The sequence below is a fragment of the Gemmatimonadota bacterium genome, from assembly GCA_016719105.1.
Lineage (GTDB): Bacteria > Gemmatimonadota > Gemmatimonadetes > Gemmatimonadales > Gemmatimonadaceae > SCN-70-22.
Genome location: JADKAQ010000009.1, coordinates 41,227 through 54,963 on the forward strand (window position 1 = coordinate 41,227; position 13,737 = coordinate 54,963).

The following is a 13,737-nucleotide window of genomic DNA, read 5'->3' on the forward strand; positions in this document are numbered from 1 at the left end:
GCAGCGGGCCGGGAACGGTGAAGCTCCCGGCGGATAGTGCGCGGGAGTACGTGAAGACGCGGTTCGGGACTACTGGGTAGCCTGCAGATGCGGCGCTGAGATGTAATTCGAGGCTTACTGCTGACGAGCGATTCATGGGCGCTCGCCTCGCTCGCAGTCTCCTTCGAGCGCTCGCAGCGGAAGCCAGCGTTCTGCGCGCCCACGCTTAAGGAGGATCCGTTTCGTCCGCGTCAACTTGGCGGCAGGTCTCTTTGGATGCGTTGCTGCGGCATCGGCTTCTCCCCGGGGGACCGTGTTCTTCCACAAAGGCGAGTTGCACGGCGACGACGGCGCCGATTTCGACAACCGGATCGCGCGGCAACCTACCCAACCCACCAACCCCACCCCCCGCTCCGCCTCCCGTATCGCATTCCGATGATCACTCGCCCCCGCTAACTCCGTATTCGCAAACGCAATCCTCCCAAACGCACGATCGCGCAACACATCCCGCGGTGCCGGCTTCCCATCCACGCCAAAGTAGAACCCCGGCTGCGGACTCACGTACGCGTGCCCCCAGCGGTTCAGGATGATCCCCGCCACATCGCGCCGCGGATCGAACCCGCCACGCGCAAACATGTCGCCCAGCGGCGCGCGGAAGGCGCGCTCGTACTGCGCGAACGACGTCCCGAACAGCTGCGCGCGCCCCTGCTTCCCCTGCTCGGCGATCGGGAGCCCTGGCTGCGAATAGAGCACCTTGATGGTCAGCACGGTCGGCGCGTCGGGGTCGATGCCGCGGCCGTCGCCGGCAATGGTCGCCATGCGTCGCACGGAGAGATAGTTGCCGAGCCCCTCGAACCAGCGGCAGCCGGCCATCCCCATCTTGTGCAGAAAGCGCCAGTTGCGCACGGCGACGTTGGCCATCAGCGCCGGCGAGCGATAGAACTGCGCGAAGGCCGCACAAAGCCGGCGTTGCCGTCGGGGAACATCTGGTCGCCCAGTTCAGCATTGCCGTCGCCCGGGAACTCGGTCTCGATGGAATAGGCGCAGTACGCCGACAACGCATCGGGCCCCAGTCCGTACCCCCCTCCCTCCACCGGCGACAGAAAGGTCCGCACCGTCTCGCGACTGATGCGATGCCGCGCCATCAGGTGCTCCTCGAGCGTGATGGTGTCGAGCTGCCTTGAGATGGCATCGCCCTCCACCTGTGGTCGCGGCCCATCGTCAGGCACGGTGCGCCAGCGCATGAGATCGGCCTTCACCCCCTCGCTCAACGGCGCCCCGTCGAGCTGTCGACCCCATGGATCGAGCACCCACACCCCCGGGCGCTGCCCGAACTGCGAGCCGAAGTAGAAGCCGTAGTCCTTGGGATCAGCGTACGGACTCTGGTGCAGCGGCATTTCGCGCTTGGGGCTCTGCCAGCGCTGGTACTCCATCACCGAACGATCCATCCCGATGAGGTCGTACACCTTGTCGATGTAGCCCCCCTTGAGCGGCACCAGGAAGATCGCCGACGCCCTGGTGCGGCGAATGCCATGTGCCGCATTCATCACGTCGTACGTGTTGCCGTTGGAGTGGCGGTACTGCCCCACGCCGCCATAACCATTCCAGTCGTCGGCGGGCGACGTTGCGCCGTCCACGCGGCCGCTCAGCCGATCGCAGGTCAGCAGCGACGCGCCGAGCACCTGCGCCGGCGCAAGAGAATCCCATCGGCTGGGTCACCGTGCGGGTCCCCCTGCAGTCGCGTGCTGTGAACCAGTACGTCGCGCGTGGCCGGGACGGTGGCAATGCCCGGGGGCCCGCGCGGCGCGGTCCAACCAGACGGTCACATCAGTCCCCAGTTGCAGGCGTCCCTTGCTCAGCAGCAGGGCGATCTTCCAGAAGGAGAAGTTGCTGACGACGAGACGGCGCGCCACGCCGAGGGGCGGCCGGTATACTCGGGGATGGGCTCGCGAACACCGGAGCGCTATGCCGCGCGGATTCAGGAACGCGCTGACGTGACGTAGCGCTCGACGCCGTCGAGCACCCGCTGCAGCCCGAAGTCGAACGACTCGTCCATGGTGCGCGGCCGGACCTCGGACGGCGCCGCGATGATCGCGGCGAACGTCGGGAACCGAGGGTCGCCGATCGCGCGTCCCAGGTCGGCGCCCACCGCCGCTGCCCACTCCTGCTCGGAGATGCCGCGCGCCCGCGCGCGAGCGAGCGAGATCGAGGTGTCCGATGCGCCTCGCGTGTAGCCGTCCACCACGCTGATCATCTGCCCGACGTCGGCGGGGCTCAGCCCCGCCCCATACAGCGGCTCGGCGAGCGCCTCGAGCCAGGCGAGCCAGTTGGGTCCGTGCGGTGCCGCGACGAACGGCAGCTCCGCCAGCCACGGTCGCGAGCAGAGCATCGCCCGTTTGGCGTGCGCCCACCGCGCGACGTCGGCGCGCCAGTCGCCGCGTGGCTCCGCCGGTCGCGGCGGCAATCCCAACCCCGCGTCGACGATGGCGTCGTACAGCGCCTCCTTGCTGGGGAAATAGCGGTAGATCGCCATCGTCGTGAAGCCCAGCCGTGCGGACACGGCCTGCATCGTCACCGCGCCGAGCCCCTCCGCGTCTGCGATGTCCATCGCCGCCAACACGACCTCCTGAGGGGAGAACGCCGCCTTCGGCCCACGCGTGGAGCGGTACCGATCCTCCCAGAGCAGTTGGCTGCGCATCCGCAACGCGGGGTCCGCACTCACCGAGGCCTGCATGACGTCCTGGTGTGTCAGCGCGCCCTTCGCGCGCGTACCCGACCGGCCCTTGGCCGAGCCCGTGGCGCGAGACCCGCTTGTCCCCTTCTTGCGACCCGGCATGACACCCCCGGCGAAACGTGCTGGTTGACAAAGTTGAAACTGTATACTATACACTTGTATCTGTGTACGTAATACACTAATGCATGCGCACGCCATCCGACAGCCCTGTCGTCCCCCACGCTCCACGAGGAACGCACCATGACCCGCTCGACCGCCGTCTCCCACGCCGCGCGCACCACTGCCGGCACCCTCGCCCTCCTCCTGTCCGCCACGACCGCCGCAACGGCCCAGGACACCGCGCCGCATTCCCGCGCCTGGGAATTCCGCGTCTCCAGCGGCGCACTCGTGGCCACGGGCGACCAGCGCCAGCAGCTGAAGGACGCACAACTCACCGCCGCCCAGCTGTCGTGGGTCGTGAACCCGCGCCTGGCGATCACCGGCAGCTTCTCCTGGGCGCGGAGCCGCGACCTCGCCACGACCGTCACGCCAAAGCTCGACGTCTTCACCAGTGACATCGGCGCGGAGGTGCGCTCCTCCAAGTGGTTTGCCGGTGGCCCGGTCTCGCTCAGCGCGTTCGCCGGGCTCGGCGGCGGCATGCGAAGCTACAACTATAGAAGTCTCGACGTGCCGGCCACGAACAACTTCGCCGGTTACGGCAGCGTCGGCGGAGAGATCGGGCTGGGGCGCGTCGCGCTGCGACTCGAAGCGCGCGACTACGCTGCGGGCTTCAAGCCACTCGTCGGTGCCGGCCGGTCCGCCGTGCGCGGTGACGTCGTCCTCATGGGCGCGCTGAGCTTCAACAAGCGCCGCGCACCGCAGGAATAGCCGGATGAGCCGTGCCGACTACCCTTGGCCTAACGAATCCCACCGTGTACGCAGACCGCCTGACCATGAAGACGAACAAATCGGATTGGCTGATTCCCTCCGCCCTCATCGCGCTCAGCCTCGTGCCGGCCCTGGCCGGCACGGCACGGCTGGCGCAGCTCGCCGGCGGGGCAGACATCACGCCGGAGAACGCACGATTCTTCGAGGCGCCGCTCCCTGTGGTGCTGCACATCCCGGCGGCCATCGTATTCGCCATCCTCGGCGCATTGCAGTTCTCACCGGGATTGCGGCGCCGTCATCGCGGATGGCATCGGGCGACGGGCCGGATCCTCGTTCCGGCCGCACTCCTCGTGGCGGTGACGGGACTGTGGATGACGCTCTCGTATCCCTGGCCGGAGGGTGACGGACAGCTGGTCTACGCCGAGCGACTCGTCTTCGGCAGCGCGATGCTGCTGTCGGTCGTGTTAGGCGTGGACGCCATCAGGCGCCGGTCGTTCGCCGAGCACGGTGACTGGATGCTCCGCGCGTACGCGATCGGGATGGGCGCGGGGACCCAGGTGCTCACGCACATTCCCTGGTTTGTCCTCGTCGACCTCAAGCCTGCCGGGATTCCGCGCGCCGTAATGATGGGACTCGGCTGGGCGATCAACATTGCCGTGGCGGAGTGGGTCATCCGGCGGCCGACGCATCGTGCGAAGCCCGTGTTCGCCACCGTCTCACGCGCCACCGGCTGACTCAGCCACCCCTTTGCCGTCGTCGGCTCCTTTGCCTGCACCGAAGCTCGAAGGTACACCTCCAATCGACCCCGCTCTCGTTCAGGAGCGGCGACCTCTCGCGAACCGCGGCGACGGAATCGAGAACATGGGATTGGTCAGGAACGACGTCTTCGACCGTGCTGTGGGGGGAGGCCTCGTCGCGTGGTACATGCGAATGCGCAACAAGACGGGCGTCGCACGAATGGTTGCGTACAGATGGACTGACATGAACGGGCAAGATCAAAGGGGTTCGATACAGATCCGCGGGGGCGAGGTCGCGAACCCCCGGCTCGACCTCACGCAAGCGCGCCCTATCGCTTCAGTGCGAAACCTTCGTGTAACTAGGTGACAGTAGGAAGAAGCAGGGTTCCTCGGACACCAAATCGGGGTGTCCTGCCGGAGCGTAGGTGGCGAATGGCCGGCGGCGATTCAGCAACCGGTTCAAGGTCGGGGCGTTGCGGTTGGTGATCGAGCGCAGAGTCTCGCTGGCGCGAGACGGCATAGGTGATGGGTCGAGCATCCCCCCGTCCGTTCCCAAACGCCCCTCGACCACGCATGTTCCGCCCATGTCCGACATCGACGCCTCCGACCTTCAGCCCCGCCTGGCCCAGGCCCTGGCGGGACAGTACGCCCTCCTGCGCCCGCTGGGGCAGGGCGGGATGGGGACGGTCTTCCTGGCCCGCGACCTCACGCTCGATCGCGAGGTCGCCATCAAGGTCATCTCGCCCGAGCTCGCCGCGAGCCCCGAGCTCAAGCAACGCTTCCTGCAGGAAGCGCGCACGGTCGCCAAGCTGCGTCATCCCAACATCGTCGCCGTCTACTCGGCCGGCGAGGGGAACGGGCTGCTCTACTTCGTGATGGAATTCGTCCCCGGCGAGAGCCTGCGCGACCGGCTCACGCGCGAGGTGTCGATCGCGTCGGATCCCGCCTGCTCCATCCTCCACGACCTGGCCCTGGCGCTGGACTACGCGCACCAGGCCGGCGTGGTGCACCGCGACGTGAAGCCGGAGAACATCCTGCTCGACCGCGAGTCGGGGCGGGCGATGCTCACCGACTTCGGCGTCGCGGTCGCCCTTGCGGCTGCCGGCGACAGTCGGCTCACCAACGTGGGAATGGTCCTGGGCTCGCCCCGCTACATGAGCCCGGAGCAGGCGTCGGGCGAACGCGCCCTGGACGGCCGCAGCGACCTGTACTCGTTAGGGCTGGTGGGATACGAGATGCTGGCCGGCGCGCCGGCGCTCGACGCACCGTCGGCGGCATCGATGCTGGTCAAGCAGCTCACCGAACTCCCCCCGCCGCTGATCCAGAAGGCACCGGGGACCGCGCCGGAAGTTGCCGCGGCCATCGACCGCGTCTTGCTCAAGGAGCCGGCCGCGCGCTTCGCGAGAGGGGGCGCCTTTGCCGCCGCACTGGTCGGCGAATCGTTCGACAACGCGACGCCGAGTGGACAGGTCGCGCGCGCGACGCGCTCACGCAGCACGAGCGCCGGCACGGCGAACGAGAGGGTTGCGGGCTCGCGACGTGCGGTCCTCATCGGTGCCGCCCTTGCCGTCGTGGCCGCGGTGGGCGCCGGTGCGATGTTCGTGCGAAACCGCGACACGGGCGGCAACACGCGCGCCTACTTCGTCGCCCCCTTCGAGGTGCAGACGGGCGAACGCTCGCTCGACTGGCTGCACGAGGGGAGCGTGAACATGCTTTCTATGGCGTTAGCCCAGTGGGCGGATCTGAGTGTGGTCGACTACGAACGCTCGCTCGACCTGCTGCGCAACGCGGGGCTCGACGACGAGCGACGCATCGCGCTCGAAGACGCGCGCGCGGTGGCTCGCAAGGCGGGCGCCGGCGTGATCATCATGGGGCAGGTCACCACCACCCCCGATTCGCTCCGCGTCATCGCCCGCACGTACAACGTCGCCTCGGGCAAGCAGCTCGATCAGGCCGAGAGCGCCGTGGCGGCCAGCGCCGATCCGCGGGTTGCCTTTCAGTCGATCGCCAACGAGCTGCTCGACCTGATCGGCGGGACGAAGGTCACGATGGAGCTGACGCGCGCCACCACGTCGTCGGTCGATGCGTATCGCGCGTATCTGGCCGGCGTGCAGGCGCTCAACGGGTGGCGGCTGGGCGAGGCCGATTCGCTGCTCAAGAGCGCAACCACGATCGATTCCACCTTCGCGCTGGCGTACTACAAGCGCGCCCTAACGCTGGGGTGGATCAACGCGCTGGATCGCAGCGAGCACGTGTCGACGTCGCAGAAGGCGGTCGACTACAAGAGCCGCCTGCCGCAACGGTTGCAGGAGATCGTCGTCGCCAACAACGACCTGGCCAAGGCGTTCATGGCCAACGGCCCGGAAGCCGGTGCGCTCTTCCGCGCGGCGCGCGCTCGGCTCGCCCCGCTCGTGCAACGCGATTCGCTCGACGCCGAGGCCTGGTATGGACTGGCCGACGCCCAGTTCCACGAGGCGACGCAGACCGGGATCAACAACGTCGATTCCATCGTCGGGCTGCTCAACCAGTCGCAGCGCGGCTTCAAGCGTGCCATCGCCATCGACTCGACCAACCACCTGGCGTACCAGCACCTGGTGGGCATCTACTCCATGGCGGCCGCGGGCAACGGATTCGTCATCCTCGATGGCGATACGCTGCGCAGCATGGGCTCGCCGGAGGCGATGCGTGCGATCGCGCCGGCCAGGATGGTGGAGCTGCGAAACGCGGCCAAGGCCCGCAATCGCGATGCAGCTGCCGGGTGGCTGGCCGCCGATCCGGATGCCCACCAGGCCTGGCGCTCGCTGAGCGATGCGTACAGCCAGATGGGGATGTGGGACTCGGCGGTCGCGGTCCTCGAGCGCTCGATCGAGCGGCCGACGACGGCGTCTCCGGTCACGCCGTATCGCATCGCGCTCTTCCGCCAGATTGCCGACGATTCCCTGGCGCTCCCCGCCCTGCGCGCCGCGCTGCAGCGCTATCCCGCGGAGTCGCTCAAGGCGCGCGGTGAGTCCGATCGGCTCCCGATGGTGATGTCGGGCTTCTCGGTTGCCGGGGCCAACGGGGCGCTCGGGCTGCTGGACACGCTGGTGCGCGTCTCGACCGACGTGGATTCCATCATGTTCGGGACCACGGCGCCGACCAAGTGGATCGCCGCGACGTACGCGGTGACCATGCGCCTGGGTGCGGGGCTCCCCGCCTCCCCGGCCGATAGGCGCCTGCTGGACCGCAGCCTCGCGGGGATGGACCAGATGACGAGTCGTTATGCGGGGCAGGTGCGCGCGCAGTCGATCGTCCTGCCGTACATGGCCTTCCTGTCCACCGGCGATACCTCCTTCGCCGCGATGGCCCGGCGCTGGGCGACGCCGCCTAACGCGCCGCCCGCCGCCAACGTGCTCCCGGAGCTGACCGCCCTCATCGCCGTCAAGTCGGGCGACACCGCGGGTGCCGCGCGTTTGATGCGCGACTTCCCCAGCGCCGATTCCCTCAAGAACCCCAACGTCCCCATCGGCATGGCCGGGTTGCGCATCTTTGCGCGGGCGCAGCTGGCGGCCGACCTCGGCGACCTGAAACGTGCCGCTGGCACGTACGAGGCCATCGACCCGCGGCGATTCCAGGGCGTCGGCATGGTGGAGCCGGGCTTCGCGACCTATACGCGCAGCTTTTTGGAACGCGGCAAGGTGTACGAGGCGCTCGGCGAACGGCAGAAGGCGATCGCTGCCTACGACGAGTTTGTCAGGCGGTGGGCCAAGGCCGACGCAGCGCTGCAGCCGCAGGTGGCGGAGGCCCGGGCCGCCGCCGCCCGCCTGCGGGATGCGCCGGCGTCGGTGCCGGTGGGGGTGAAGCCTGGGCGGGAGTGAGGGGGCTGCCTTCCGGCTCGGAACGCGCGACGCCGACCGACCTGAGCGCCAGTCGGCTTGACGGTGACACTTTAGTGTAATAGTCTCAATCGTCGCCGCTCACCCCGCACCAGAGCCGAGGGTCCCCATGGCCATTCTTGTCAGCAAGACACGCGCGCAAGGCGCCTCCGTGGTCACGACCCTCCCCGCCGAGGTGGCTCGGCGGCTCTCCGTGACGGCTGGTCAGGAACTCGAGTGGATCGAGGACGGCATGGGGGGATTCCGCGTGGTGCCGCACACCCCTGAAACGGCCGAAGCGCTCGCGGTGCACGAGAAGATCATGGCCGAGTACGACGCGGTCTTCCGCGCGCTCGCCAAGTAGATCCCCTGCGGATGAAGGGGGAACCGCGCTGGCTCACGGAACCCACACTGCTCGCCATTCACGCGCAGCAGATCGAGCGCTTCGGTGGTGCGCACGGCGTGCTCGATCAGAACGTGGTGCTCTCCGCCCTGGCCCGTCCGCGGCAGCGATGGAGCTACGATGCATCGGCCGACCTCGCGGATCTTGCGGCGGCGTACCTCGTCGGCTTTGCGCGCTCGCAGGGATTCAACGACGGCAACAAGCGCACGGGCCTGGCCTGCGCCTTGGTGTTCCTGGCCGTCAACGACGCCATGCTGCACGTGGACGGTGCTGAGCTCTATTCCATCACCATGAAAGTCTCGACCGGTCAGGCGGGCGACCCCGAAGTTGCCGCTTTTCTGCGCGCTCGACTGCCCTGAGCGACGCGCGTGCAAGGGGTGCTCACGGGCGTTCAAGGATCAAGGGGAAAGAGTTCTTGATCCACCCGAGTTTCAAGGACTCTGACCTCTTGATCGCTGCGGAAAGACCCATGCCAGGTGCACCGGGCGCTCACCTGCCCCCTGCGCGCCCTTGGCGGCGCGACCCATCGCGTTAACCACGGGCGTCGCACACAGGGACGCCTGGAGTGCGGGCGGCGTACGCGATGATCCCGCGATCGCACGTCAGCAGCGACGCGCCGAGCATCTGCGCCTGCGCGAGCAGTATCCGATCCGCCGGGTCACCGTGCGGGTCCCCTGGCAGGCGCGTGCTGTGAACCAGCACGTCGCGCGTGACCGGGACGGCGACAATGCCGGGAGCCCGCGCGGCGCGGTCCAACCAGACCGTCACATCGGTCCCCAGTTGCAGTCGTCCCTTGCTCACGAGCGTGGCGATCTCCCAGAAGGAAAAGTCGCTGACGAACAGACGTCGCGATGTCGCCGCGCGGTCGATGAGCGTTCGCGCCGCGGCATCCAGCGATCCCGGCGTTCCATCCAGCGTCCATAGCCAGACGTGTGTGTCGAGCAGGAGTGGCGAGTCACGGTCGGGCGATGAGACGGCGCGCCACGCCGAGGGACGGCCGGTATACTCGGGGATGGGCTCGCGCACACCTGCGCGCTGGCGCTGTTTTGCGGGCGCGGCCGGACGCCGCGCACGGCTGACGGTCTTCATGCTATCGCTTGCGAAGCCGTGCGAGCGGTTCGGTCGGCGATGTGACCCATGTCGGATCATCGGGCGACACGATGTCGCCGTGACGCACCACCGACCCCGCGAGGAATCCCCAAGGCGAGTCACTCGTCTCCCCAACCGCCGAAAGCCGCACCACCGGTCGGCCGTGCTTCGTCACGATCAGCTCCACGCCGGTGCGGGCGACCTCGTCCATCAGTTCGAGGCAGGTTGCCTTGAATTCACTGGCCGAGATCTGTGGAGGTTCGGGTTGGCGCGGCATAGACGCTCCTCGTGAGAAGTGGTCATCGGAAAATGACCATGGTCATAACAGCCAGCTCGCGACTACATGCGCCTCAACAATCTGTTTCCGCCGACGGCGCTGCCGAGGCCGGGGCGAAGCGGGAACTGCTGGGGGAACTGATGGGGTCAGAGCTGTGCTCTGACCCCAGCTCTGACCCCAGCTCTGACCCCAGACCGGTGACTGCTTGGGATCGCGAATCCCGTGGCGGAAGCACATCGCAGGGGCCGCACGCCATCGCCGTTCCCCTCGCGCCGCCGCCGTGCGCCTCCTGCTGGCGCGTGGCGCGAGCGTCAATCTCACGAACAACACCGGCTTCACCCCCGTGCATCACGCCATCGAGGCTGGCGCCGTTGAATCGTTGGCCGTCCTGCTCGACGCACGGGCCGACCTGACGATTGCGGCCAAGGGGGTCACGCCGATGCAGACGGCGCGACGACTCAACAACGCAAGCATCCTGTCGTTGCTGCAGGGAGCGGGCGGGGGGCCGTGAGCGGAAGGCGACTCTGACGACGTGATGGCCTCGTCCGGCGTAGGCCCGATTTCGCACCGCGGGCGTTGCGGAACGCAGAACGTTGAGTAAAAATACTCAATGTCATGAGTAATTCGTCTTCCTCGTATCGCCGCCCGCAGGGCTCGGTCCTGGCCAGCCGGCTGGCCGAGCCGCGGCGCTTCATTCAGGTCGTGGCGGGGCCGCGGCAGGTGGGGAAGTCCACCCTCGTCGAGCAGGTCGCCGCTGAGCTCGCGCCGGCGGTTCGCTACGCCAGCGCGGACGAGCCGACGCTACGGGGGACGGAATGGATCGCCCAGCAGTGGGAGGCTGCTCGGATTGCCGCGCGCGACGGGGGCAAGCAGGGGGCGGTGCTCGCGCTCGATGAGATCCAGAAGATCCCGGGATGGTCGGAAACCGTCAAACGGCTGTGGGACGAGGACACGCGGCAGCGGCGCCCCCTCAAGGTCGTCCTGCTCGGCTCGGCGCCGTTGCTCATCGCGCAGGGGATGACCGAGAGCCTCGCGGGCCGATTCGAACTCTTGCACCTGCCGCACTGGTCCTTCGCGGAGATGCGTGACGCATTCGGCTTCGGACTCGATGAATACCTCTACTTCGGTGGCTATCCGGGAGCGGCGGCGCTCATTCACGAGCCCGAGCGCTGGCGCCGCTACATCGCCGACAGCCTGATCGAGACCTCCGTCTCGCGCGACGTCCTGTTGCTGACGCGTGTGGACAAGCCCGCCTTGCTGCGGCGGCTGTTCGAGCTCGCCTGCCGGTACTCCGGGCAGATCCTGTCGTACACGAAGATGCTCGGCCAGCTGCAAGAGGCGGGGAACACCACCACGCTGGCGCACTACCTCGACCTGCTGGCGGGGGCAGGGCTCGTGTGCGGGTTGCAGAAGTACGCGGGCGATGCGGCCCGCAGTCGCGGCTCGAGCCCCAAGCTGCAGGTGCTCAACACCGCGCTGATGACAACCGTGACCGGACTGTCATTCGACGAGGCACGTGCCGACCGTGAGTTCATGGGGCGACTCACCGAGTCGGCGGTCGGTGCGCACCTGGCCAATGCGGCGGCGGCGCGCGAGTGCGAACTCTTCTACTGGCGCGAGCGCAACCGCGAGGTCGACTTCGTGGTGACAGCGGGGCGTCGCGTTGTCGCCATCGAGGTGAAGAGCGGACGGTCGCGCGAGATGCCGGTGGGGCTGGCGGCATTCACCGAGGCGTTTGGTTCCCGGCGCACACTGCTCGTCGGTGGGGACGGCATCGGCATCGAGGAGTTCCTCGCGCGCCCGGCGATGGAGTGGATCACGGCCTAGGCGCCGTGTGAGACTCGCGAACGAATTCGCGCCTGTCTCCGGGCTGTCCGGCGCACCCTCCCAAGAGAGGCGTGACGTGCGAGCGTCTGACCTGCATCCCGCCATCGCCATCCGATGGTAGGTTATGGACGCGATCTCCCCGCCCGTCCCACTCGCGCCCGACGAGGACCTCCATGCGCAGGTACGCCCTGACCGTCGCCGTCTCGCTCCTCACCCCCTGGCTGGCGGCCCACGCCCAGGGCGCATCGCCAGCGTCCGCGTACCACCGCGACTACGGCTACATCCCGCTGAGTGACGGCACCCGCATCGCCTACGTCGCCTATCGCCCCACGCGGGACGGCAAGTACCCCACGGTCATGCAGTACGACCCCTACGTCGCCGCCGGCTCGGGTCCCAACCCCACCTGGCTCGACAAGGGCTACGCCTACATCGGCGTGAGCGTGCGCGGGACCGGCTGCTCGCAGGGGACCTTCTCCTTCCTCAACGGCGAGTCGCACGGCGCGGATGGCGCCGAGATCGTGAACTGGATCGCGCGGCAACCATGGAGCAACGGGGCGGTCGGGCTCTGGGGATCGTCGTATCCGGCGCACACGGCGTACTTCGTCGCGGCCAAGCGCCCCGCGGCGCTCAAGGCGATGGTCACCTCGAGCATCACCGCCAACGTCTACGAAGACGCGCTCTATCCCGGCGGGATGTTCAACATCGGCTTCACCTCGCGCTGGTTCACGCTGTACCAGCCGGCGCTCTCCACGGCCGGCATGGATGCGCGCATCGGCTGGGGCGACACGGAGTGCGAGCCTAACGCCAAGGCGCACCCGCCGGTCGACTACGTCCGACAGGTGCAGCAGCACCCCCTCGACGACGCCTTCTGGAAGCTGCGCGCCACCGAGACGTACGTCGATCGCGTCAACGTCCCCACCATCGTCGGCATGGGGTGGCAGGACTTCCAGACGCAGATCACCGGCGGCATCACGCTCTTTGCCAAGCTCAAGACGCCCAAGCGGCTCTACGTCCTCCCCGGCGGACACGGCGTCGTGCTGGGACAGAAGGTCTTCCAGGACGACCAGATCCGCTGGTTCGACCGCTGGCTCAAGGGGAGCGACAACGGCGTGGAGAAGGAACAGCCGGTGACGGTCTTCTGGGAAGTCGCGCGCAAGGGCGGGACGGCGTTAGGCGGCGGGCAGTCGACCCCAAACTGGATCACGACGCACAGCGCCTGGCCGGTCCCCGAGGCGAAGATGCAGCCCTTCTACCTCACGGGCGACGCGCAGCTCGTCGCGGACAAGCCGTCGTCCGCCGAGCAGACGGCTCCGCGCACGTACACCTATCCCACCGGCACGGAGCTCATCGGCAGCAACGCGCAGTTCTCCCTCCCGGTGGAACCCGAAGGCGTCCTCGTCTACCGCAGCGCCCCGATGACCGCCGACCTCACGATACTCGGCGCCCCGCAGATCACCTTCCACGTGAGCCTGCAGCACGACGACGCCGACTTCGTGGTCGACCTGCACGACCTCTACCCCAACGGCGACGTGCAGTACCTGCAGCGCGGGCTGCTGCGCGCCTCGATGCGCGCCATCGATCCCGCACGCTCGCGCCCCGACGCGATCCGCCACACGTTCAGCCGGCGCGCACCGCTGGTGCCCGGAAAGGTCTACGAGATCACGCTGTCGCTTCCGCCCATTGGCGCCGTGATCCGCGAGGGACACCGCCTCGAGGTGACGATCATGGCGCCGTCGCCGATCGCGCAGCCGGACTGGGGCTTCCAACCCTCGGGCCAGCCGGGGCGCAACACGGTCTATCACTCGGCGACGCAGCCGTCGGTACTCACGATCCCGGTGATCCCGGGCGCCAAGGCGCAGGGGCCGGCGCCGGTGTGCGGGTCGCTCGACTTTCAACCGTGTCGCGCGGCCAACACGATCGATGCGCTGATGTTCATCGTGCGGCCGAAGATCGTGCCGTGAGCCGTCCGA

General features: G+C 68.2%; 13 protein-coding genes. 8 read left to right on the forward strand and 5 right to left on the reverse strand.

The window, feature by feature from the left end; translation table 11 throughout:
- Positions 1-132: 132 nt before the first annotated feature.
- From IPN47_12670 to IPN47_12680, 3 genes are all read right to left on the reverse strand, one after another.
- Positions 133-900, reverse strand: a complete 768-nt coding sequence (locus IPN47_12670; protein MBK9408876.1) for a hypothetical protein — start codon at positions 898-900, stop codon at positions 133-135.
- Complete coding sequence (locus IPN47_12675) at positions 900-1,616, reverse strand: hypothetical protein (protein MBK9408877.1); 717 nt, start codon at positions 1,614-1,616, stop codon at positions 900-902. Before IPN47_12675 ends, IPN47_12670 begins: the two co-directional genes overlap by 1 nt.
- Before the next feature lie 341 nt (positions 1,617-1,957).
- Positions 1,958-2,713, reverse strand: coding sequence for a TetR/AcrR family transcriptional regulator C-terminal domain-containing protein (locus IPN47_12680; GenBank protein ID MBK9408878.1), 756 nt, complete (start codon positions 2,711-2,713; stop codon positions 1,958-1,960).
- A gap of 240 nt (positions 2,714-2,953) precedes the next feature.
- Between IPN47_12680 and IPN47_12685 the strand changes: the two genes are divergently transcribed.
- The 5 genes from IPN47_12685 to IPN47_12705 all read left to right on the forward strand — a co-directional run bounded on the left by IPN47_12685 (position 2,954) and on the right by IPN47_12705 (position 8,933).
- The gene (locus IPN47_12685) at positions 2,954-3,580 is read left to right on the forward strand and encodes a hypothetical protein (protein MBK9408879.1); all 627 of its coding nucleotides are present in this window, start codon (positions 2,954-2,956) and stop codon (positions 3,578-3,580) included.
- Between the two features lie 65 nt (positions 3,581-3,645).
- Entirely contained in the window at positions 3,646-4,314 is a 669-nt protein-coding gene (locus IPN47_12690; GenBank protein ID MBK9408880.1) for a DUF2306 domain-containing protein, read from the forward strand.
- A gap of 587 nt (positions 4,315-4,901) precedes the next feature.
- On the forward strand, positions 4,902-8,174 hold the full coding sequence (locus tag IPN47_12695; protein ID MBK9408881.1) for a protein kinase: 3,273 nt from the start codon (positions 4,902-4,904) through the stop codon (positions 8,172-8,174).
- A 127-nt stretch (positions 8,175-8,301) separates the two neighbouring features.
- Complete coding sequence (locus IPN47_12700; GenBank protein MBK9408882.1) at positions 8,302-8,535, forward strand: hypothetical protein; 234 nt, start codon at positions 8,302-8,304, stop codon at positions 8,533-8,535.
- An 11-nt stretch (positions 8,536-8,546) separates the two neighbouring features.
- Positions 8,547-8,933, forward strand: a complete 387-nt coding sequence (locus IPN47_12705; protein MBK9408883.1) for a type II toxin-antitoxin system death-on-curing family toxin — start codon at positions 8,547-8,549, stop codon at positions 8,931-8,933.
- Between the two features lie 172 nt (positions 8,934-9,105).
- Here the strand turns inward: IPN47_12705 and IPN47_12710 are convergent, their stop codons facing one another.
- Both IPN47_12710 and IPN47_12715 read right to left on the reverse strand, forming a co-directional pair.
- Complete coding sequence (locus IPN47_12710; GenBank protein MBK9408884.1) at positions 9,106-9,663, reverse strand: type II toxin-antitoxin system VapC family toxin; 558 nt, start codon at positions 9,661-9,663, stop codon at positions 9,106-9,108.
- Between the two features lies 1 nt (position 9,664).
- The gene (locus tag IPN47_12715; protein MBK9408885.1) at positions 9,665-9,940 is read right to left on the reverse strand and encodes a type II toxin-antitoxin system Phd/YefM family antitoxin; all 276 of its coding nucleotides are present in this window, start codon (positions 9,938-9,940) and stop codon (positions 9,665-9,667) included.
- Positions 9,941-10,220: 280 nt separating this feature from the next.
- Here IPN47_12715 and IPN47_12720 point away from each other — a divergent pair, with 280 nt between their 5' ends.
- The 3 genes from IPN47_12720 (at position 10,221) to IPN47_12730 (ending at position 13,728) form a co-directional block, all read left to right on the forward strand.
- Positions 10,221-10,451, forward strand: coding sequence for an ankyrin repeat domain-containing protein (locus IPN47_12720; GenBank protein ID MBK9408886.1), 231 nt, complete (start codon positions 10,221-10,223; stop codon positions 10,449-10,451).
- Positions 10,452-10,555: 104 nt separating this feature from the next.
- Positions 10,556-11,767 (forward strand): ATP-binding protein, encoded by a 1,212-nt coding sequence (locus tag IPN47_12725; GenBank protein ID MBK9408887.1) that lies wholly within the window; start codon positions 10,556-10,558, stop codon positions 11,765-11,767.
- A gap of 173 nt (positions 11,768-11,940) precedes the next feature.
- Positions 11,941-13,728 (forward strand): CocE/NonD family hydrolase, encoded by a 1,788-nt coding sequence (locus IPN47_12730; protein MBK9408888.1) that lies wholly within the window; start codon positions 11,941-11,943, stop codon positions 13,726-13,728.
- The last annotated feature ends 9 nt before the right edge of the window (positions 13,729-13,737 follow it).

What these genes read in the sequence shown, in the direction of transcription:
- IPN47_12670 (MBK9408876.1), bottom strand. Translation starts at nt 900, where the DNA reads ATGGCCAACGTCGCCGTGCGCAACTGGCGCTTTCTGCACAAGATGGGG.
- IPN47_12680 (MBK9408878.1), bottom strand. Translation starts at nt 2,713, where the DNA reads ATGCAGGCCTCGGTGAGTGCGGACCCCGCGTTGCGGATGCGCAGCCAA.
- IPN47_12685 (MBK9408879.1), top strand. Translation starts at nt 2,954, where the DNA reads ATGACCCGCTCGACCGCCGTCTCCCACGCCGCGCGCACCACTGCCGGC.
- IPN47_12690 (MBK9408880.1), top strand. Translation starts at nt 3,646, where the DNA reads ATGAAGACGAACAAATCGGATTGGCTGATTCCCTCCGCCCTCATCGCG.
- IPN47_12695 (MBK9408881.1), top strand. Translation starts at nt 4,902, where the DNA reads ATGTCCGACATCGACGCCTCCGACCTTCAGCCCCGCCTGGCCCAGGCC.
- IPN47_12700 (MBK9408882.1), top strand. Translation starts at nt 8,302, where the DNA reads ATGGCCATTCTTGTCAGCAAGACACGCGCGCAAGGCGCCTCCGTGGTC.
- IPN47_12705 (MBK9408883.1), top strand. Translation starts at nt 8,547, where the DNA reads ATGAAGGGGGAACCGCGCTGGCTCACGGAACCCACACTGCTCGCCATT.
- IPN47_12710 (MBK9408884.1), bottom strand. Translation starts at nt 9,663, where the DNA reads ATGAAGACCGTCAGCCGTGCGCGGCGTCCGGCCGCGCCCGCAAAACAG.
- IPN47_12715 (MBK9408885.1), bottom strand. Translation starts at nt 9,940, where the DNA reads ATGCCGCGCCAACCCGAACCTCCACAGATCTCGGCCAGTGAATTCAAG.
- IPN47_12725 (MBK9408887.1), top strand. Translation starts at nt 10,556, where the DNA reads ATGAGTAATTCGTCTTCCTCGTATCGCCGCCCGCAGGGCTCGGTCCTG.
- IPN47_12730 (MBK9408888.1), top strand. Translation starts at nt 11,941, where the DNA reads ATGCGCAGGTACGCCCTGACCGTCGCCGTCTCGCTCCTCACCCCCTGG.